21 protein-coding genes are annotated in these 19531 nt (G+C 41.9%); 13 read left to right on the top strand and 8 right to left on the bottom strand.

The window, feature by feature from the left end; translation table 11 throughout:
• Both ACPZ3T_RS24160 and ACPZ3T_RS24155 read right to left on the bottom strand, forming a co-directional pair.
• Positions 1-2355: a ribonuclease R family protein gene (locus tag ACPZ3T_RS24160; protein ID WP_490271977.1), complete on the bottom strand. Its 2355-nt coding sequence runs from the start codon at positions 2353-2355 to the stop codon at positions 1-3.
• 542 nt (positions 2356-2897) lie between these two features.
• Complete coding sequence (locus tag ACPZ3T_RS24155; protein ID WP_490271976.1) at positions 2898-3068, bottom strand: hypothetical protein; 171 nt, start codon at positions 3066-3068, stop codon at positions 2898-2900.
• Positions 3069-3354: 286 nt separating this feature from the next.
• Here ACPZ3T_RS24155 and ACPZ3T_RS24150 point away from each other — a divergent pair, with 286 nt between their 5' ends.
• Positions 3355-4143, top strand: coding sequence for a hypothetical protein (locus ACPZ3T_RS24150; RefSeq protein ID WP_490271975.1), 789 nt, complete (start codon positions 3355-3357; stop codon positions 4141-4143).
• Positions 4130-4252: a hypothetical protein gene (locus ACPZ3T_RS24145; protein WP_490271974.1), complete on the top strand. Its 123-nt coding sequence runs from the start codon at positions 4130-4132 to the stop codon at positions 4250-4252. The genes ACPZ3T_RS24150 and ACPZ3T_RS24145 overlap by 14 nt, the downstream gene beginning before the upstream one ends.
• A gap of 105 nt (positions 4253-4357) precedes the next feature.
• On the opposite strand, the gene clpP is transcribed toward ACPZ3T_RS24145, so the two are convergent.
• Complete coding sequence (clpP, locus tag ACPZ3T_RS24140; protein ID WP_490271973.1) at positions 4358-4969, bottom strand: ATP-dependent Clp endopeptidase proteolytic subunit ClpP; 612 nt, start codon at positions 4967-4969, stop codon at positions 4358-4360.
• A 374-nt stretch (positions 4970-5343) separates the two neighbouring features.
• On the opposite strand from clpP, the gene ACPZ3T_RS24135 reads away from it, so the two are divergent.
• Positions 5344-5499, top strand: a complete 156-nt coding sequence (locus tag ACPZ3T_RS24135; RefSeq protein ID WP_490271972.1) for a hypothetical protein — start codon at positions 5344-5346, stop codon at positions 5497-5499.
• Positions 5500-5507: 8 nt separating this feature from the next.
• Here ACPZ3T_RS24135 and ACPZ3T_RS24130 read toward each other — a convergent pair whose 3' ends face one another.
• Positions 5508-5690 carry a hypothetical protein gene (locus ACPZ3T_RS24130; RefSeq protein WP_490271971.1) on the bottom strand — a complete coding sequence of 61 codons (183 nt, stop codon included), beginning with the start codon at positions 5688-5690 and terminating at the stop codon, positions 5508-5510.
• A 171-nt stretch (positions 5691-5861) separates the two neighbouring features.
• Between ACPZ3T_RS24130 and ACPZ3T_RS24125 the strand changes: the two genes are divergently transcribed.
• The 3 genes from ACPZ3T_RS24125 (at position 5862) to ACPZ3T_RS24115 (ending at position 9806) form a co-directional block, all read left to right on the top strand.
• A complete protein-coding gene (locus tag ACPZ3T_RS24125) occupies positions 5862-7928 on the top strand; it encodes a thioredoxin domain-containing protein (protein ID WP_490271970.1) in 2067 nt (688 codons plus the stop codon).
• A gap of 111 nt (positions 7929-8039) precedes the next feature.
• Positions 8040-8642 (top strand): molybdenum cofactor guanylyltransferase, encoded by a 603-nt coding sequence (locus ACPZ3T_RS24120; protein WP_490271969.1) that lies wholly within the window; start codon positions 8040-8042, stop codon positions 8640-8642.
• A gap of 267 nt (positions 8643-8909) precedes the next feature.
• Positions 8910-9806, top strand: a complete 897-nt coding sequence (locus tag ACPZ3T_RS24115) for an ABC transporter substrate-binding protein (RefSeq protein WP_490271968.1) — start codon at positions 8910-8912, stop codon at positions 9804-9806.
• A gap of 261 nt (positions 9807-10067) precedes the next feature.
• Here the strand turns inward: ACPZ3T_RS24115 and ACPZ3T_RS24110 are convergent, their stop codons facing one another.
• The 4 genes from ACPZ3T_RS24110 to ACPZ3T_RS24095 all read right to left on the bottom strand — a co-directional run bounded on the left by ACPZ3T_RS24110 (position 10068) and on the right by ACPZ3T_RS24095 (position 13830).
• Positions 10068-11036: an FTR1 family iron permease gene (locus tag ACPZ3T_RS24110; protein WP_490271967.1), complete on the bottom strand. Its 969-nt coding sequence runs from the start codon at positions 11034-11036 to the stop codon at positions 10068-10070.
• A gap of 84 nt (positions 11037-11120) precedes the next feature.
• On the bottom strand, positions 11121-11555 hold the full coding sequence (locus tag ACPZ3T_RS24105) for a ferritin-like domain-containing protein (protein WP_490271966.1): 435 nt from the start codon (positions 11553-11555) through the stop codon (positions 11121-11123).
• A gap of 226 nt (positions 11556-11781) precedes the next feature.
• Positions 11782-12804 carry a ComEA family DNA-binding protein gene (locus tag ACPZ3T_RS24100; protein ID WP_490271965.1) on the bottom strand — a complete coding sequence of 341 codons (1023 nt, stop codon included), beginning with the start codon at positions 12802-12804 and terminating at the stop codon, positions 11782-11784.
• A gap of 9 nt (positions 12805-12813) precedes the next feature.
• Entirely contained in the window at positions 12814-13830 is a 1017-nt protein-coding gene (locus ACPZ3T_RS24095; RefSeq protein WP_490271964.1) for a multicopper oxidase domain-containing protein, read from the bottom strand.
• Positions 13831-14428: 598 nt separating this feature from the next.
• Between ACPZ3T_RS24095 and ACPZ3T_RS24090 the strand changes: the two genes are divergently transcribed.
• The 7 genes from ACPZ3T_RS24090 (at position 14429) to ACPZ3T_RS24060 (ending at position 19528) form a co-directional block, all read left to right on the top strand.
• Positions 14429-15169 carry an energy-coupling factor ABC transporter permease gene (locus ACPZ3T_RS24090; RefSeq protein ID WP_490277351.1) on the top strand — a complete coding sequence of 247 codons (741 nt, stop codon included), beginning with the start codon at positions 14429-14431 and terminating at the stop codon, positions 15167-15169.
• Positions 15156-15458 carry an energy-coupling factor ABC transporter substrate-binding protein gene (locus ACPZ3T_RS24085; protein ID WP_490271963.1) on the top strand — a complete coding sequence of 101 codons (303 nt, stop codon included), beginning with the start codon at positions 15156-15158 and terminating at the stop codon, positions 15456-15458. Before ACPZ3T_RS24090 ends, ACPZ3T_RS24085 begins: the two co-directional genes overlap by 14 nt.
• Positions 15455-16252 carry a cobalt ECF transporter T component CbiQ gene (cbiQ, locus tag ACPZ3T_RS24080; RefSeq protein ID WP_490271962.1) on the top strand — a complete coding sequence of 266 codons (798 nt, stop codon included), beginning with the start codon at positions 15455-15457 and terminating at the stop codon, positions 16250-16252. Before ACPZ3T_RS24085 ends, cbiQ begins: the two co-directional genes overlap by 4 nt.
• 34 nt (positions 16253-16286) lie before the next feature.
• A complete protein-coding gene (locus ACPZ3T_RS24075; RefSeq protein ID WP_490271961.1) occupies positions 16287-17111 on the top strand; it encodes an energy-coupling factor ABC transporter ATP-binding protein in 825 nt (274 codons plus the stop codon).
• 625 nt (positions 17112-17736) lie between these two features.
• Positions 17737-18657, top strand: coding sequence for an energy-coupling factor ABC transporter permease (locus ACPZ3T_RS24070; RefSeq protein WP_490271960.1), 921 nt, complete (start codon positions 17737-17739; stop codon positions 18655-18657).
• The gene (locus tag ACPZ3T_RS24065) at positions 18650-18808 is read left to right on the top strand and encodes a hypothetical protein (protein WP_490271959.1); all 159 of its coding nucleotides are present in this window, start codon (positions 18650-18652) and stop codon (positions 18806-18808) included. The genes ACPZ3T_RS24070 and ACPZ3T_RS24065 overlap by 8 nt, the downstream gene beginning before the upstream one ends.
• A 72-nt stretch (positions 18809-18880) precedes the next feature.
• Entirely contained in the window at positions 18881-19528 is a 648-nt protein-coding gene (locus tag ACPZ3T_RS24060) for an energy-coupling factor transporter transmembrane component T family protein (protein WP_490277350.1), read from the top strand.
• Positions 19529-19531: the final 3 nt, after the last annotated feature.

The raw sequence follows: 19531 nt of genomic DNA, 5'->3' as shown, positions 1-19531 counted from the left end.
TTACTCTTCCTCAGCATAAGGGTCTAAATCATCTGGCTCAAGATCGTTAGATAGGTAGATATCCGACATATCACCATTGACACTATCAACACCTAAGCCTTTAACTAAGCCATCGCTACCGACGGTGACTAAATCTATTTGCTGGCGATAGTAATCAACACTTTTCACTTGAACGGAGACGCGATCGCCTAATCTATAAGAAGCGCGATTTTTTCTACCGAATAGTGCCTGTTGTCTAGCGCGGTATTCGTACCAGTCATCTTTGAGGGAGCTAACGTGTACGAGTCCTTCTACCCGTAAAGGTATACCAGGATTACCCTTAATTTCAAAATCCACGGCTGGGACTTCAATTTCCACAAAGAAACCATAGGATTGTACGCCGGTAATTACCCCTTGAAATACTTGCCCAATTCGCTGTTTCATGAGTTGGGCTTTTTGCAGTCCGGCTAAATCGGCTTCGGCTTCTTGGACTTCTTTTTCCCTGTCGTTGATTTGGATAATTACCCGTGTCAAGTCGCTTTGCAGTTCTTGCTGCAATTCTGGGGGTAGGACATTCCAGTTAATTTCCCCATGACTGTAGGAGTGGCGCAGGTTTACCCGTTCTTTGACACGGGTGTTGCGGCGATCGCGTCCGTGTTCTAGTAGCTGATAGTACATTCTCTGCATCAGTAAATCAGGATATCGCCGTAAGGGGGAGGTGCAGTGAGTGTATTGTGTTAAAGCCAGACCAAAGTGAGGGGCTTGAGTGGTGCTGTATGCGGCTGGTTTGAGGGTATCTTGCAACAGATAAGTCAGCACTTGCTCAGAGGGAGAATCAGCAAAGGCTCTAGTCAGGTGTTGATAATCTAGGGGTTCGATGTCTACCTCTGGTTCTAGGGCTAATTCCACACCCAAGTTAATGGCTAACTTGAGCATTTCTTGGACATCTTCAGCATCGGGTGTACCTTGTACACGCCAGATGGCTGGTACACCTAGGGCGTTGAGATGAATAGCCATTAGCTCATTAACTAATAGCACTAATTCTGTGAGTAGCGATCGCACTGGGGAATCATTGGCAATCACAGCCCCTAGACTGCCTTCATCATAATAGGGGTTTTCGTTACCGGGTAAGTTTAACTGCAAGCAACCACGAGCCATGCGGACTTCTTTGATCCCGGCGGTGATGTTGGTGAGATTTTGTAGCAGTTCGATAACTTGTGCAGATTCTTTTTTGGGTTTACCTTGGAGGATATTTTCTGCTTGTTGTTTAGTGACGGCTGTATCTACGTGAATTACACTCGGTTGGATTTCCCATTCCAAGACTTTGCCGGATTCGGGAGCGATGGTAATTAAAAACGAGATGGCCAAGCGATCGCTTTTTGGCACTAATGAACAGCGATCAGCTACGGTATCCGGCAACATAGGTAACACTAAATCCCCTAAATATACTGACCTACCTCTTTTTAGGGCTTCCCTATCTAAAGGTTCGTCAGGTTGGACGTAGTGAGACACATCGGCAATGTGAAAGCCTAATTGCCAATTACCAGCGATAGTTTTTTCTAAACTTAAGGCATTTTCTACTACCTTAGTATCATGATTAAGTTCAGTAATTGCGATCGTGAATAAATTGCGTAAATCGAGTTTATTTTTCAGGTCAGCTTTCAACAGCCTTTTAGATAACTTAGCGGCGGCATCTAAAATTGATTCTGGGAAAGTTCGAGATAAATCATGTTTACAAGTAACTAAGTCTATATCTGCTGCCGCTTCTGCATCACTACCGAGAATTTGCACTACTCGCCCCAGGGGAGGATACTGAGCTAGAGGATAGCGTAGCACTTCCACATGGGCGAGGTGGTCGAGTGCCTCCTCTAATTTCATGCCGTTAGTGAGGATTTTCAGTTCAAATAGGAGTCTGTCATCTAAAGGAACAGCCCGAAAACCCCCTTCTACTTGTTTAATCCGTGCCAATAAAGTGTGATTAGAGCGTTCTAAAATCAACTTTACTTCTCCTTCGGGAGAACGGCGACGACTACCCTCCTTCAGAACTCTCACTAAAACGCGATCGCCATTCCAAGCATTACTCAAATGGCTTTCACGGATATAAATATCCTCTGCCCCTTCAACATCTTGAATGGCAAAACAAAAGCCCTTGCTAGAGCAACGCAATTTGGCTTCAATCAAACCTTCTTCTGTAATACGGCGATACTTACCCCGTTCCTTGGCCAACAGCCCGATTTTTTCCAACACCTCCAAGGCAATGTGGAGTTTTTCTAAACTGTCTTCATCCTCGCAACCGAGTTTCTTTTCCAAGACTTTGCGAGCTACCAATTTATCATCGGTGAAATTGGCAAGGAGTGTAGCGATTGAAAATTCCATGCAGTGAACCGACCTTTGGTCAAAACATCATGTTGGTTTAATCTGGTTCTTTGCCGTATGCCCTCACGGACTACAGTATATTAGCTGGAAACGAATTGCCCTGAGGCGGTGTTCCCGACATTTTCATCAAGGCTCATCTCCCCAGGTGGAAAGATGTTGTTTTACAAGATGATCCGTGTAGCTTGCTTTTCCAGAGGAGTACACTCTGACGAACTTCTCACTGCATGACAATTTCAGAGTTAGTCTACGCTTAAGTACCTCCACCTAACCAAACTCATGAAAGTAAGGCTGATTAAAAGTTTTCCCGTTAGTGGTAATTACGCGACTGATTTTGAGACTTGGGTGGGAATAACTTGCCACTATCACCCAAAAACAGCGTCACATCGGGGAAACTACAGGTGTTTAATGGTCTAGCTTGAAGGTGCTTTTACGCCATACGACTCTGATTTTTTACTAGGAGAAACTGCCGAATTACCCAATTTGTCCATATGTAGAACCAGTAACAATTAGGTAGCAGCCTAACAAGCAGTGAGGAAGAACCATTACTCCATTATTGTAGATTTAGAGCGTACTTCCAGAAAATACTTCTGGATCATGAATTGGGTAATTAGTATAGCATTAATAGTCAAGACACCGAGAATAATTGAGCATTTGTTATCATAGGCGATCGCAAATGCTACAGCCAAAAACCATCCTGTAGCGATCGTTTCCACTCCTGCAATGAGTTACATATTTTTTCCCCGTGCAAAATTGAGTGGATGTAAAGTTAAAATAAATTAATTAAACCATCTTAGACAAAGTTTTCTAAACCCCTAGGCAGTTCCACAGATAAATCATCCAAATTTATACAGATGACTTTTCTGTATTTCCCCCTGCCCCCTACTTCCTACCCCCTGCCCCCTGCTCCCTGCCCCCTGCTCCCTGCTCCCCATCCCTTGGATAAATCTTGCAGTAGCATCAACCTTATAATTTCGTAGACATAGATTTGGTGACAGTATTATGTTGGCTCAATTTCAGAGCTTGTATCCCAACGGCAGTTTAGTTTCTGAATTGGTAGAAATTTTTCACGGAAAATATATTGTGCGGGCAAGTATTCAAATAGAAGGTGTAACCCGTGCTACTGGTATGGCAGCAGCCGAAACCATAGAAGCTGCTGAAGATGAAGCTAGAGCTAGAGCATTGATGGTGTTGGGAATTACCAGTACAGGGCAGACACCAGTACAAGTGGCGGAAAAACCAACATCGCCAGTATCATCTCATCCCGTCAGTTCTACCATACAAGAATCTCACTCCCCATCTGGTTTAGACACTAACTTTACTGGTAATCAGTGGTCATTAACGAGTCATGCGCCGCAAAGTACACCTCAAGCACCTAGTTCTACCAATAGCATTCACAATTCAGAGTTCAGCTACCCAGAACCTGACATCAGTACACTAGAAGAAGAATTACCATTACTTTCTCCTCAACCGTCAGACAATACTGCCTTCAATGATGCGCCTGCCAGTAATGTCACCCCATTTACACCACGTAATTACAACCCCCCAGAAAATGTAGCTCCCATATCTGGGACAGGGAAGAAAAAGAAAAAAGCCGAACCAGTGGATTTATCCGATGTCATTGCTAAAACTGATGTAGAGTTACAGCGTTTAGGCTGGACACCAGAACAAGGAAGAGAATATCTTATTAAAACCTACGGTAAGCGAGGACGGACTTTACTCACAGAAGACGAATTACACAGCTTCCTCAAATACTTAGAATCACAACCAGACCCCATTGCAGGATTTTAGGGATTGCCAACATTGGAGGGTCGTGCAGGGGGCATGGGGCAGGGGGCAGGGGGCAGGGGGCAGGGGGCAGGGGGCAGGGAGTAGGGAGCAGGGGGCAGGGGGAAGATAGAAAATATTACCTTTAAACAATTAAACAATTCAAAAATAAGAGGGGAAAAGGAAAATTCAATTTTCCTGTTTCCCCTGTTTTGGTTGTAGCAAAAGCAGTTAACTTCTAACCCACAACCGCCACGGGACGGCTACCAGCCGAATGACGGTCAATTACTTGGTCAATTAAGCCATATTCCTTAGCTTCCTCTGGAGACATAAAGAAATCTCGCTCAGTATCTTCGGCAATGCGCTCAATGGGTTGACCTGTGTGTTCAGCCAGATAATCATTCAGGCGTTTTTTGTGGTACAAAATCTCCCGTGCCTGAATTTCAATATCAGTTGCTTGACCTTGTGCGCCCCCTAAAGGTTGGTGAATCATAATGCGGGAATGAGGTAAACTCATCCGCTTACCTTTAGCACCAGCACTGAGGAGAAAAGCACCCATACTTGCCGCAAGTCCAGTACAAATAGTACAGACATCCGGGCGAATATGCTTCATGGTGTCAAAAATACCCATGCCAGCAGTTACAGAACCACCAGGAGAATTTATATACAAATAAATGTCTTTTTCTGGGTCTTCAGCATCCAAAAATAGTAATTGAGCAACTATTAAGTTAGCTAAATGGCTATCAACTTGTTGACCCAAAAAAATAATCCGCTCACGCAACAGGCGTGAGTAAATATCAAAAGCGCGTTCACCGCGACCAGATTGTTCAATGACGATAGGAAGAGTCATGCAGCTTACTTGTAGCTATTTTAAATTCCATTTTATCGATGAGAATGACTGATTGTGGTCTTTAGGGAAAGTTCAGAGGTATGGATATCCGTCTTAGTGAGTAGAGGTGTAGGGGTGTGGGGGTTAGTAAAAAGATGATTCTTTTGTTAGATGCGAAAAATATCGCCAGGCACTTTTTATAGTGAAAGTACGTCTATACAAGTGAGTGTGCTGGAACGCAATTTTGTAAGCGACTTCTATATCCTACAGATTTATTTAGCTTTTTATGAGCAAAGATACCGATAATTCCGAAGAAATCAGGTAGAACAAGATTAGGGGGTGTAGTTAGATTCGCCAAGCTCACTAGCAATGCTGTCAATTGAGGGAGACCTGCCATGCCAAAAAGACTTGTGCAAGCCGCCATCACCACTTTCTTACTTTATGTGATTGCGGGACTTAGCCCCAATACAAGAGTTCAATCAAGGGCTGTTTCGCCTTCAACAGAAACACCTGTGCAAATGATCAGTATGTTGTTTCGTTCTCGAAATTAACCATAATTTTAGTTTGATCGGCAATTTTGACAAAAAAATTCAAAATTTAAAAAGAATTTTGGGGCATGGGGCATGGGGCATTGGGCATTGGGCATTGGGATAAAATTAAATTCTCCCTTGTCTCCCCGTTCGCGTAGCGTCCCGCAAGGAAGTTCTGTACGGAGGAAACCTCCGCACCCTACGGGAAGCAAGCTACAGACTTCTCTTCTTGTCTACCTTGTCTCCCCCTGCCCCCTTGCTCCCTGCCCCTACACCCCTACACCCTCATCCCCTTATTTCTCCCAAGATATATATTTAGACATTGAGATCAAGACTAACAGCAGGTAGACTGAGCAAAGAAGGCAACTATCTGCATACTCACCATGACTAATCGCCTTGCTCAAGCCCAAAGTCTTTATCTCCGTAAACACGCCGAAAACCCGATTGATTGGTGGTCTTGGTGTGATGAAGCTATTGCTACTGCTAGGGCAGAGGATAAACCAATTTTTCTGTCGATTGGTTACTCCAGTTGCCATTGGTGTACTGTCATGGAAGGTGAAGCTTTTTCTGATCAAGCGATCGCTGAATATATGAATGCTAATTTCTTACCTATTAAAGTAGATAGGGAAGAAAGACCAGATATCGATAGCATTTATATGCAGTCGTTGCAAATGATGAGTGGTCAAGGGGGTTGGCCTTTAAATGTGTTTCTATCACCGGAAGATTTAGTCCCCTTCTACGCTGGGACTTACTTTCCTATAGAACCGCGTTACAATCGCCCTGGATTTTTGCAAGTTCTCCAAGCTTTGCGCCGTTACTATGATACGGAAAAAGAGGATTTGCGCCAACGTAAGGCTGTGATTGTAGAATCTCTGCTCACCTCTGCGGTTTTACAAGGGGAAGCTACACAACAAGCCCAAGCCCAAGAATTACTCCGGCGGGGTTGGGAAACTAGCACAGGGATTATTACCCCAAATCAGCAGGGAAATAGTTTCCCGATGATTCCCTATGCAAAATTAGCATTGCAGGGAACTCGATTTAATTTTGAGTCCCGTTATGATGGACAGCAAATTTGCATCCAGCGAGGACTAGATTTAGCTCTGGGCGGGATTTATGATCATGTAGGTGGGGGGTTTCATCGCTACACAGTTGACCCCACCTGGACAGTCCCCCACTTTGAAAAGATGCTCTATGATAATGGTCAAATTGTCGAGTATCTGGCGAATTTGTGGAGTGCAGGTATCCAAGAACCAGCATTTGCTAGGGCTGTATCTGGTACTGTGGAATGGCTGCAACGGGAAATGACTGCACCAACGGGTTATTTCTATGCGGCTCAAGATGCTGATAGTTTTACTCATCCTGGGGAAAAAGAACCAGAGGAAGGAGCTTTTTACGTTTGGAGTTACGCTGAACTCACACAACTGTTAACAGCAACAGAACTATCAGAATTACAACAACAGTTTACAGTCACCCCTAAAGGTAACTTTGAAGGTCAGAATGTATTGCAAAGACGCAATGCACAACAGTTAAGTACTACGTTAGAAGTGGCGTTAGGGAAATTGTTTACGGCTCGTTATGGGACTCCAGCCGATGCACTCCCGACTTTTCCCCCAGCACGGGACAACCAGGAAGCTAAAACGACGAATTGGCCAGGACGTATTCCCCCAGTTACAGATACAAAGATGATTGTAGCTTGGAATAGTCTGATGATTTCCGGTTTAGCTAGGGCGGCGGCGGCATTCCATGAACCTGAGTATTGCCAGATAGCAGTCCAAGCCGCCAACTTTATTTGGGAGCATCAGTTTGTAGATGGGCGTTTTCACAGGCTCAATTATGAAGGTGAACCAACTGTATTAGCCCAGTCTGAAGATTATGCTTTGTTTATTAAAGCCTTACTCGACTTACACCAAACCCAGAACCCACAGCAGTCTTTATGGTTGGAAAAAGCGATCGCTCTCCAAACTGAATTTAATGAGTTTCTTTGGAGTGTAGAATTAGGTGGCTACTTCAATACAGCCAGTGATGCTAGTCAAGATTTAATTGTGCGGGAACGCAGTTATGCTGATAATGCTACACCATCAGCTAACGGAATTGCGATCGCTAATTTAGTCCGTTTAGCACTACTCACCGATGATCTCCATTATCTAGATTTAGCTGAGGCAGGATTAAAGGCTTTTGATAGCGTCATGCAGCAAGCACCCCAAGCTTGTCCTAGTTTATTCACCGCTTTAGATTGGTATCGTAACTGTACTTTAATTCGTACCAGTTCTGAGCAAATCAATTTCTTGCTCCCCAAATACTTACCAACTGCTGTATTTAATGTGGTATCTGATTTACCAGCAGACAGCGTTGGTTTAGTTTGCCAAGGTTTGAAATGTCTCCCCTCGGCGGGGAATATAGAACAGTTATGGCAGCAGGTGCAGCAAAGTCAGACAAGGGGGACAAGGTAGACAAGGGAGGCAGGGGGCAGGGGGCAGGGGGCAGGGGGCAGGGAGCAGGGAGCAGGGAGCAGAGGTAGAAAAATTCTTGAATTTTGAATTTTGAATTGGGAGCGCAGCGACGTGACTCAGCACTCAGCACTTATTACTACTATTGTCTTAGCTGGTGGTCAAAGTTCTCGCATGGGTGAGGATAAGGCTTTGATTTCTGTGCAAGGTATGCCACTGTTACAAAGGGTGTGTGGTATTGCTGCTGAGTGTGCTGATAGTGTATATGTAGTGACTCCTTGGCCGGAACGCTATCAACACTTAGATTTACCTAATTGCCGGTTTATTCGAGAATCTCCCCATTCCCAGGGGCCTTTGGTGGGGTTTGCTCAAGGTTTAACAGCAGTACAAACTGAGTGGGTTTTGTTGCTTGCTTGTGATTTACCGAAGTTGCAAGTTGAAGTATTGCAAGATTGGATAATAAAACTTGATAGTGTAGATGATCATGCGATCGCAGCTTTAGCTCATCACTCCAAAGGCTGGGAAGTGTTATGTGGTTTTTATCGCCGTCGCTGTTTACCGCAACTCTTAGAGTTTATCAATCAAGGGGGGCGATCGTTCCAACGTTGGCTCAAAGGTTATTCTGTAGAAGTTTTGCCCTTATCAAATCCAGATATGCTTTTTAACTGCAATACCCCAGAAGATTGGGCTGTACTTCTCCGTTCAACTGCATTTTAAGTTCAATACCCGTGAATGAAGTTCGCTATTAAAACTCAATAATATTACTTAAGGAAAATTTTAAAAAAGTATTATTTGTGATCTAGGCAACATTAGTTTCTGAGTTTCTTCCTGTATAGTAGGTAAAGCTTTTCTCAAAAACCTTGTATACCTCCTAGCGAGTAGCATAACCATCTGAACTTTAGGGGATTTTGGCTGGTGTGTTTACTCGCTCTTTTTTTGACATTTAAGTTATTCTGAATAATGACCTATAGATTGATTTTTAAGATGCTGCGTTCTTGGATATCATTTGTTTTAGCAATTCTATTAAGCATAACTATCAGTGCTTGTACAACTGCAACTAATCAACAAGCACAAACACAGGTTACAAATTCTCCAGAGTTAACACAATTCACTGCCAAAAGAGTTGTCACCCTTTCCTCTTTAACTACAGATATTATTTATCAACTCGACCCTAAAAAACTGGTGGGAATTACTGGTAGCACACTCTTTAAAAATGACCCAAATTTTCAAAATTTCCCGCGTGTCAGTGAAGGTCAAACACTACCGAATTTAGAAAAAATTGTTGCCCTCAAGCCAGATTTAGTGATTGGTGCAGCAGGCTTTTCTAATCAAGTTACTCAACGTTTAGAACAGCTAGGTATTCGCACTTTGCTAACAGAAGTTAATAGCTGGGAATCTTTAGAGCAAGTTACTAAACAACTGGCGCAATTAATTGATGTTAATCCTCAACCTTTATTAGACCGCTATCAAAGTTTTTTACCTAATAAGTTAACTCAAAGTCCTTCTACTTTATTATTGGTGAGTATTCAGCCAATTTTATCACCGAATAAAAATAGTTGGGCTGGGGATTTGCTAGAAAAATTTCAAGCTAAAAACTTAGCAGCAGAAATTCAAGGCAAAAGTCCTATTGCTGGTTATGTAACACTGTCGGCTGAGAAAGTTCTAGAAGCTAATCCAGAGGTAATTCTAGTAGTTAGTTCCCCAGGTAGTTCTCCCACATCTGTATTAGATGCTTTTAAAAAGGAATCTTTTTGGCAAAAATTACAGGCGACTAAAAATAATCGAGTCTATGTTTTTAATTATTATGGATTAGTTAATCCAGGTAGTATAAATGCAATTGAACAAGCGTGTCGGCAGCTTAAGCAAGACTTATTTAATTAAAAAATGAAATAATTAATGAAATTTGTAATTATGTTATTTTTTCGTGATTTTTTTAATGTAGGGTGTGTGATACCAATTCTTTATGAAGATGCGCCAAATAAATGATGTAGAGACGTTGCATGCAACGTCTCTACAGTACAGAATAAAGTGCATCTATGGCTACGCCAGGCAAGCTACATCAAGAAACGGTGTGACGCTCTTAAAGTATTTCAACGCAGTAATCAAACTGGTAGCGTCACGCACCAACCATCGATGACATTTTCAGTCTTGGGCAGAGGTGATTGATTTTTGCTCAGTTGAAATATTCTGATGAGGTTTCATAGCACCACCAGTTAAACTGCGGAAATATAAACCTCCCACAGTCACTAAAAACACAACATATCCTACTGCTTGCACTAAATAGAGATGTTCTCTATAGCCAAATAGGGATTTGAGAATTACACCAGGAAACTGTTGATCAGGTAATACTTTACTAGTATTCCAAACCATTGGCCCCAAAATACAAGAATGGATTTTAGTAAAGTGTTCGTAATAAAAACACAAACTTTCTGAGGCGCGGTTACTCAAGGCAAGATTAGCGACAGCATCATCAAAATGCTTGAATGTAGAAACTACTAACCCAGCCACAATTAACACTAATAAAATACCCATCACTTTAAAGAACTGACGGATATTAATTTTGACACCTAATTTAAATAACAATACACCGATCGCAGCTGCTGTGGCTAAACCTGCGAGTGCGCCAACTGTGGGTATTAGTCCTTGTTGAAAATTAGCGGCAATAAATAGAACTGTTTCAAAGCCTTCCCGGACAACAGCAATCAAGATTAAACTAAAAACGCCCCAACCAGCTTGGGAATTGTTGACTAAAGCTTGGTTGACTGCTCCTTCAACTTGGGCTTTCATGGATCTGGCTTGCTTTGTCATCCAGATTAACATCCAACTGAGCATGGCGATCGCCAACAAACTAAATACACCCTCTAGCATAGGTTCAACTACAGGGGTGTATTGTGGATTTGCTGCGCCGATAGTGGTAATTAACCAACTGAAAAGTACACCAATCAGCGCACTAACGACAATCCCAACGGCAATCCCAGCATATACCCAAATGTTGAGGCGGGATTGTTTAGCTTTTTTTAATAATGCCAAAACAATACCAACCACTAAGGCGGCTTCGACTCCCTCACGGAGTGTAATTACAAAAGTAGGTAGAGCAGTGCTAAAGTTCATTGTGATTAGTCATTAGTCATTGGTCATCAGTCCATAGTTTTGAGTACAACGGGTAGTTGACTATTGACTATGGACTCTTTACTATTAGCTGAAATCGCGTAACATTTTTCTCAATTCTAGGTTATGCAGTTCTTCTTGTCCGATCATTGTACGGGCAAATTCTTCAAGATAAATACTGGCATCTGCAACAACATCAAGTAAGCTTTTATACATTTCTAAAGCTTTTCTTTCGTGGTTTAAGCTTTCTTCCAAGATATCTTTCACGGAATGTTTGAAGGTTTCTTCCATTGGAGCAATTCTTAAGGTGGGATGTCCATCTAACCCTGTGAGGATTTCTCCCACTTGTTGAGCATGAAGTAAAGATTCGCTTGCCTGAGCTTTGAAGAAAGCAACAATAGGAATACGATTGGGGCCTGTTACCATCAGGGAATAGTGTGTGTAGCGCACTACTCCTGCAAGTTCAAATTCCATGATGGCGTTTAATAAGTCGATGGTCTTTTGTTGATCAAGCTCTTGCATTGGTCGTTAAATTACAATTACGAAGGTAAGTTTATGAGTAAGGGGTGATACCAACTCAAAATTGAGCAAGCCAGATTTTATCAGGGTGACTGAGAAAGGGATCTGTTGTTGAATTTTGAAGAACTGGTTTTACAGGTTTAAAAGTCTATTGTTCACTTTTAAAGAATTACCTCACTGCCTTAATCATTTTAAACTCCTAATTTGTGGCTTATGGTACTTGACAATACTATCTTTGTGCTTGAGTGCTGGATTGATCAATCACTTTTTGGGAGTTGAGTTCAATGGTTTTTACTAGCTGAGTCACTTCATCTGGTGTTTTTACGGGTTGAGTGGGTGGAATCACGCTAGGCCAAACTTTGGTCAATTCAGTAAAACTAGTTGCAATGGCTTTGTGTGCTTCGGGATTGCTTTGTGTTACTTGAGTAGCAATTCCTTTGTAGAGTTCGTTAGCGTAGAGGACAAAGCCACGAGAGTCTTGATATTCAATGGCTTCTGCTACTTTACCATTGGCGATCGCTGCTCCGTATTCGGAGTTAGCTGCATCTAATAAGCCGTTAATTACTTGCAAAACAAAACCGGGTTTGCTGCGCTGTGCTGCTGGTAAAGCGGCGATCGCTCCATCTACTGACTGCACAGAAGCGGTAAAATTAGGTTTAACTTTGCTATTCTTCGGGTTAGATTTCACTAAATCTTGCAAACTTACCAAAGTTGTCTTAAATTCTTTAACTTGGCGTTCATTGAGTTGTTCTTCAACATCAATGTAAATCTCCTCTACTGGGTGGCCAATATGGGGTTCAGCTTGTTTTGGTTGATTGAGATCGAGCAGTTCTTGCGCTACTACAAGATGACCTTTCATTAACCCCATTTTGGTCATATAGTCAACGTCTTTGGCTTCACCTGTTAACACGACTTCCTGAACAGTTACCATGTCTTTAATTTGGTCGAACTGTTCCTGAGTGATCACTTTTTTCGTGACTAAATCCTCTGGACTACCATAGGGACGGCTAGCTTGAATTTTGTTTGATAATGCTGGAACGCCTAGCTTGGCTTCAAATTTATCTAACTCTGACAAAATAGCAGTGTTGATATTGATTTGTGCTTTCCTGCCATGACTGCTGTGAGTTTCTGTTGTCTGGATACTAACTGCTGGTTGGGTATTTTCTGCGGTTGGTGTATTCCCAGTACAAGAACTCAGGGAAACAATGATGCAACTAGCGATCGCTAGACAAATATAGCGGGGTTTAATCATAATCTTGATTTAACTAGAAAAATTTTGAGAATTATTATTGATAACTTCAAACTGTCCCATGCAACCATTTTCAGCGATCGCATCTTGATGAGGATGGAACATATACTTACCGGGATAGCGAAACGCAAACTCTAAAATGTGTCTTTCGGCGACACCCATTGTGATGACATCGGTTTTTTCGCTGGGTGTCATTGTCATTCCCGAACGATAGACATCGAAGAAATTAGCGTGGAGGTGAAATGTTACCGCCGGATCAAATTCAATGATGTTGAGAACATACAAGCGAATTAACTGGTTTTGATAAATCTTGATGGGATGGTGCATATAATGATGCGGTAGCCCGTTGAAAGCATAATATTCATTACGCTGATCATCATTCACGTCATACCCAGCCATTACTAACACCATCTCATCAGCCGCCGGACGAGGTGTAGGGGGATCAATGATAAACATTCCGTACAACCCCTTGGCGATGTGGCGAGTCACTGGTTCAATGTGACAATGGTAGAGGTGAACGCCGTAGGGTTCAGCATCAAATTCGTAAATGGTTGCTTTGCCGTTACTTACGGGACGCACTCCATCCATTTCTGAGGGATGCACGCCATGAAAATGCAACGAGTGGGAATGTCCGGCTTGATTTAGAAATAATATCCGAATGCGATCGCCTTGTTTGGCTCGCAGTGTTGGCCCCGGAATGCGATCGTTTAAGTCCCAGATGTTGTAAGATACTGCACTGTTGAGTTGAATAACAGAAGTACCGGCGGTTAATTGGAACTCTCGGATGGTACGCCCGTTTACTTGCTTGATAGTTCCATAGTCAAAATCTCTGAGCATTTTCATGGGTTGAGCTACGCCATCAGAGGTATCCATCTCTATTGATGGAATTTTGACTATTGATTTATTTTTGCTATTAAAGTTGTTTACTAACGCACCTGCACCTACTACGCCAGCACCACATAACCCTAGTTTTAAAAGTTGGCGACGACTCCAAAGCTCTTTTTTACCCAGGGTGAAGTTATTGGGCATGAAATTCCAACACCATACTAACTTGCAAATTATTTTCAACTACCGTTGTGTATCCTATAGGGGTTAGGATTTATTGTCAATAATTATCGGGAGATTGAGAAGGGAAATTTTAACGCGGAGGGGAGGCAGCGCGTTGGGCGGCTTTGCCGACTTGAAGCGACTGCCGTCGCGCGGAGGTATGCGCGGAGGTACGCGGAGAGTTTTTTATAAATTAATATAGTTACAAATCTTTATGGACAAATTTTTTATTAATTTAAGTAATTTACGTAAATATATTTATTCAGGCGTATTTATTATCAATAGTAATTAAGGATAATTCGGGTAGATATTTTGATGGGTTAGCTATCTTTATAGTTCTAGTCAGGTAAACAAGAGTATTCAGATATGGAAGCATTAAATACTCTTGGTAAGCTTTAATGCACTGATTTTGCTTGAATCGTCTTCGTGGAATGAGGAATTGTCTGGAATTTTTAATTTTTACTTGTGAATGGTTGGCTAAGGTATATGCTGGTTTAAACTGTTTTGTTGAACTAAAATTTTTGAGGTATAAAGTGTGCTGAGAATGGTTCTCACATCAAAACGCGCCTCGCTGATGTTGATGGGGGTTTTGAGTTTTTATTTAGTGGTGAGTGCATCTAAACCAGCTTACGGGATGCACATTATGGAGGGTTATTTACCAGCAGGATGGGCAGTTTTTTGGTGGTTGGTGGCTTTACCGTTTATAGTTTTAGGGGTGCGATCGCTAAGTCGCATTACTCAAGTTAACCCAGAATTAAAATTACTCTTGGCTTTGGCGGGGGCTTTTACTTTTGTCTTATCAGCGTTAAAATTACCCTCTGTCACTGGTAGCTGCTCTCATCCTACAGGTACAGGCTTAGGTGCTGTGTTATTTGGCCCTTTGGCTATGTCCGTGTTAGGAACGCTGGTTTTGTTGTTTCAAGCGTTGCTGTTGGCTCATGGTGGTTTAACAACATTGGGAGCAAATGCTTTTTCAATGGCGATTGCTGGCCCTTTTGCGGCTTTCTGGATTTATCATTTAACAATCCAGTTAACTGGTAAGCAAAAAATCGCTATCTTTTTAGCCGCCGCTTTAGCAGATTTACTCACTTACATTGTTACTTCTGTGCAACTTGCGCTAGCTTTCCCTGCACCTGTCGGGGGGTTTCTAGCGTCTTTAGCCAAATTTGCGGGAATATTTGCGATTACTCAAGTCCCCTTGGCTATTAGTGAAGGATTGCTCACGGTATTGGTGTGGAACTGGTTAGAATCCTACAGTCCTCAAGAATTAGAATTATTGCAGTTAATTAAGCGTGAACCTCAAACCCATGAATCAATCTAAACGCGGAATGAGTAACTGGCTGTTATTGCTGGGAGTAATTGTTTTGTCAGTCACTCCTTTAATATTTTTAAGGGGTGCGGAATTTGCAGGTGCAGATGGACAAGCTGAAGAAGTAATTGGGAAAATTAAACCTGGATATGAGCCGTGGTTTAAACCTTTATTTGAACCACCTAGTGGAGAAATAGAAAGTTTATTATTTAGCTCACAAGCTGCTTTGGGTGCGGGAATTATTGGTTATGCAGTTGGTTTATATAAGGGACGTTCCCAGCAACAAAGGAATAAGGAATGAGCCTGCAAATCGATACCCTGGCTTACACAAATAAATTACGGCGATTAGCACCAGAGCAGAAATTAGTGTTTGCGATCGCCTTACTCATTATCTCCTATTTTGCTCATCCTCCAGTACAAATTTTAATTGCAGTTTGGATGAGCATCTGGATAATGTTTTATGCAGGTATTCCCACCAAAATTTACCTGAGATTAGTTTATCTCCCGATGCTTTTTTGGTTGACAAGTTTACCAGCTTTAGTAATTAATGGGGTGGATATTCACCAAGTAAATTTAATTGAAAATGATGCTATTAGTGGCTTTAATATTGGTGCTTATTATTTGTATATTAGTCGTCACGGCGTTGACCAGGGATTGAGCATTTTCACAAGAGCGATCGCTGCTATTTCTTGCATATATTTTATCATGTTAACTATCCCCTTTCCTGACTTATTACAAACTTGTAGACGGGTAGGTTTACCTGTACTGATCACAGATTTATTATTATTAATGTATCGGTTTATTTTTGTCTTGTTAAATACAGCCTCAGAATTATGGATAGCCCAACAATCGCGTAGTGGCTACCGCACATTCAGCCTAAGCATGAAAAGTTTATCCCTATTAATTGGACAATTATTTCAACGTACCCTAGAAAAATATCGTCAAGTTTCCCTCAGCCTAGAATCAAGAGGGTTTAACGGCGAATTTAAAGTCTGGCATTCCTATCGCTATCATTTATCCAAGCGTTATGCAATGGAAGCAATTCTAGGATGTTTAATTTTATTAGAACTAGAATGTAAAATAGCATTTTTATAAAAAATTGGTAGGCTAAAACCAACCTGATCAGATTATGCAGCAATCATTACTGGAGTTCCAGCAGGTACACTATAGTTATTCTGGTACACAACAACCAGCATTGCATGGCATCACCCTACGGATTCCATCAGGAAAAAAATGTGCCTTAATTGGTAAAAATGGTTGCGGTAAAACTACACTATTTTTATTAGCTAACGGTCTATATAAACCCCAAAAAGGGTTAATATCTTGGCAAGGTCAGCCTTTACAATATAACCGTCGTTTTTTGATGAACTTGCGCCAAAAAATTGGGCTAATATTTCAAAATCCAGAACAACAATTAGTAGCCTCTACCGTTGAAGAAGATATTTCCTATGGGTTATGTAATTTAGGATTACCAAAAATAGAAATTCAACGAAGGGTAGAACAAGCTTTAATTGAATTTGAATTAACTGAATTAGCAGAAAAACCAGTACATCATTTAAGTTTAGGGCAGAAAAAGCGGGTTTCTCTAGCTGATGTTATGGTATTACAGCCAGAATTACTATTACTAGATGAACCAACAGCTTATCTAGATAGACCCCAAACTCGTAACTTAATCGCTATCCTCAAAAAAATTCATACAGGCGGTACAACTATACTGATGGCTACCCATGATTTAGATTTTGTTTATAGTTGGGCTGACTGGATTTTTGTCATGGATAAAGGCCAATTAGTTTTAGAAGGACAACCACAGGATTTACTTGCTCAACGTGAGATTCTCGAACAGCTACAGTTAGGTTTACCCCTCATCTATGAAACATTATTTGCTGACGGTAGAATCCCAGACGATTTAGTTTTACAACAGCTTCGTCAAAAAATTTTAAATTTATTAATTTAACTACTGTGTTTATTCTATAAAGAAAAATTTTATTAATTTATAGAACTTATGCAAGTGTGACAATTGATGGTTGGTGCGTAAAGCTATAAGTCTTATAACTACGTTCAAATACTTTAAGAGCGTCACACACCCTACTTATACCGTTTTTTGATGTAGCTTGCCTGGCGTAGCCATAGATGCACTTTATTCTGTACTGTAGAGACGTTGCATGCAACGTCTCTACATCATTTATTTGAAGCAACTTCATAGAGAATTGGTATTAACAATTCAAAAATAAAAAATAATGCCAGTTGTGTAAGTCCTAATTCATTCAAATAACTAACTAATTAATAATCATTTTGCGAGCAAAGTAAATAAAAATTAATAACTTGCTAAACAAATACATTATTTGATGTTTATTTTATTGCTTATCTCCCCCAGGTAACAGGATAAAATCCCCCAATAGGGCATTGAAAATCAGTAAAAAATATTGTTTTGTATTACTTTGATGCCTAAAATCACACGATTTATATTGTGAGTTAACAATGGGGTGTAGAGATGGTCTATTTCCCCACACCCCACACCCTACACCCCACACAAAGCCCCAACCAGGCTTGGTAAAAATACATTTGATACAGGGCATATTATGCACATACCTGATGGATTTGTTTCTGTACCGGTGGCTGGTGCTACTGGTTTAGCGAGTTTCGTAGCACTGTTTGTTGCCTGTGAGCGATCGCAACAAGCATTCGGTATCCGACGCGCTCCTATACTGGGGTTAACTACTGCCTTTATTTTTGCGGCGCAGATGATTAATTTCCCCGTTGCCGGCGGCACAAGTGGTCACTTACTAGGGGGAACGTTAGCGGCGATTATCTTGGGTAGTCCTTGGGCGGGAATGCTTTGCATCGCCACAGTTTTAATTATCCAAGCTGTATTATTTGCTGACGGTGGAATTACAGCTTTGGGAGCAAATATCTTCAACATGGCAGTCATTGGAGTTTGGGTAGGTTGGATATTGACCCAAACTTTACAAAGACTCTTAGGAGGTTCTAAAGGGCGTTTACCCTTAGCGGCTGGGATAGCGGCTGCTGTGAGCGTAGTAGTAGCAGCCGTAGCTTGTGCAATTGAATTACTGCTGTCTGGAACTGCATCCATAGCTGTTTTACCTGCAATGGCTGGCGTTCATATTTTGATTGGTGTGGGCGAAGGTTTAATTACAGGCGGCGTGTTGACTTACCTCGCTACAGCCAGACCAGATTTACTACCAGGGGAACAGGAACAGATGCGCGGATGGGTAGTTCCTGTCGTTAGCATAGTCTTAGTGGCTGGTGTACTCTCACTGGTAGCCTCAGCCTGGCCTGATGGCTTAGAAAAGGTAGCAGAAGATATGGGCTTTATTAACTTAGCCGAACAAGTAAGAATAGCTGTACCCACACCCTTAGCAGACTATGGAATTGAAGGTTTAGGTTTGATTGGTACAAGTATCGCTGGGCTTTTGGGTGCGGCGGTTTGTTTTGCCGTGGCTTTTGGGATTGCTAAGGTAGTACGCCCGAAGAATGCTTAATTGGGGGGTAGGAGGCAGGGGGCAGGGGGCAGGGTGCAGGGGGAGACAAGGGAGACAAGGGAGCAGGGGGCAGGGGAGCAGGGAGCAAGGGAGCAGGGGGAGTAAAACTCTTCAATTTTGTAGGCGCAAGCCTTCCCGCAGGGTATTTTGAATTTTGAATTTTTCTGCCCAATGCCCGATGCCCGATGCCCAATGCCCAAAATTCTTTAATTTTGAATTGACTATGGCTTTGCCGTTACGTTTGCATCTATCTCTAGTGATTGTTGTCGGGACAGCTTTATTAAAGCATCATGCTTGGTATTGGTTGGGTGGATATGGTGCGATCGCTATTTTTTGGCTAGCATTTCTACGTCCACCAATTCGCCACATGGGAGGATTGCTAGGCACAGAGTTAATTTTCTTGTCTCTAGTTGCATTACCCTTGGGTTGGGAACGAGCCAGTTTTCTGTTAGTTCGTTCTCTTGTCTGTCTTATCGTCATGAACAGTTTTTTATTAACACTACCCCCCCACAGTTTCGGTATTGCCCTCAAGAGTTTACCTGTGCCGATGGCTATAAAAGAAAATTTACTCCTGGCTGGGCAATATCTAGAAATATTACTTTCCGAAGTCAAACGGATGCAGCGTAGCGCACAACTCAGGGGTCTAAATGGTACATCTGGATGGTTACGCTACGCCAGTGCAGCGATGATTGGTACTTTGTATCTCCGCAGTTTAGATCGAGCCGAACGAGTCTATGGTGCAATGGTGATTCGCGGTTACAACGGACAATTACCCATAGATTTCACATTTAGAATTAAAGAGCGTTTTATTCTCCTGATGGCTTGGGCGATCGCTATTTGTTTTACCCTCAGTTCCTATATTAAATTGTGAATC

This window comes from Aliinostoc maniaoense (assembly GCF_058172895.1).
Note: the sequence above shows the minus strand (reverse complement) of the source record. Positions and strands in the feature narration are given on the sequence as shown.

Excerpts from the sequence above, each read along its gene's own strand:
- ACPZ3T_RS24075 (WP_490271961.1), top strand. The coding sequence starts at position 16,287 with ATGCAGCAATCATTACTGGAGTTCCAGCAGGTACACTATAGTTATTCT.
- ACPZ3T_RS24150 (WP_490271975.1), top strand. The coding sequence starts at position 3,355 with ATGTTGGCTCAATTTCAGAGCTTGTATCCCAACGGCAGTTTAGTTTCT.
- ACPZ3T_RS24110 (WP_490271967.1), bottom strand. The coding sequence starts at position 11,036 with ATGAACTTTAGCACTGCTCTACCTACTTTTGTAATTACACTCCGTGAG.
- clpP (WP_490271973.1), bottom strand. The coding sequence starts at position 4,969 with ATGACTCTTCCTATCGTCATTGAACAATCTGGTCGCGGTGAACGCGCT.
- ACPZ3T_RS24115 (WP_490271968.1), top strand. The coding sequence starts at position 8,910 with ATGCTGCGTTCTTGGATATCATTTGTTTTAGCAATTCTATTAAGCATA.
- ACPZ3T_RS24070 (WP_490271960.1), top strand. The coding sequence starts at position 17,737 with ATGCACATACCTGATGGATTTGTTTCTGTACCGGTGGCTGGTGCTACT.
- ACPZ3T_RS24085 (WP_490271963.1), top strand. The coding sequence starts at position 15,156 with ATGAATCAATCTAAACGCGGAATGAGTAACTGGCTGTTATTGCTGGGA.
- ACPZ3T_RS24135 (WP_490271972.1), top strand. The coding sequence starts at position 5,344 with ATGCCAAAAAGACTTGTGCAAGCCGCCATCACCACTTTCTTACTTTAT.
- cbiQ (WP_490271962.1), top strand. The coding sequence starts at position 15,455 with ATGAGCCTGCAAATCGATACCCTGGCTTACACAAATAAATTACGGCGA.
- ACPZ3T_RS24060 (WP_490277350.1), top strand. The coding sequence starts at position 18,881 with ATGGCTTTGCCGTTACGTTTGCATCTATCTCTAGTGATTGTTGTCGGG.
- ACPZ3T_RS24105 (WP_490271966.1), bottom strand. The coding sequence starts at position 11,555 with ATGCAAGAGCTTGATCAACAAAAGACCATCGACTTATTAAACGCCATC.
- ACPZ3T_RS24095 (WP_490271964.1), bottom strand. The coding sequence starts at position 13,830 with ATGCCCAATAACTTCACCCTGGGTAAAAAAGAGCTTTGGAGTCGTCGC.
- ACPZ3T_RS24065 (WP_490271959.1), top strand. The coding sequence starts at position 18,650 with ATGCTTAATTGGGGGGTAGGAGGCAGGGGGCAGGGGGCAGGGTGCAGG.
- ACPZ3T_RS24090 (WP_490277351.1), top strand. The coding sequence starts at position 14,429 with ATGGGGGTTTTGAGTTTTTATTTAGTGGTGAGTGCATCTAAACCAGCT.
- ACPZ3T_RS24100 (WP_490271965.1), bottom strand. The coding sequence starts at position 12,804 with ATGATTAAACCCCGCTATATTTGTCTAGCGATCGCTAGTTGCATCATT.
- ACPZ3T_RS24125 (WP_490271970.1), top strand. The coding sequence starts at position 5,862 with ATGACTAATCGCCTTGCTCAAGCCCAAAGTCTTTATCTCCGTAAACAC.
- ACPZ3T_RS24160 (WP_490271977.1), bottom strand. The coding sequence starts at position 2,355 with ATGGAATTTTCAATCGCTACACTCCTTGCCAATTTCACCGATGATAAA.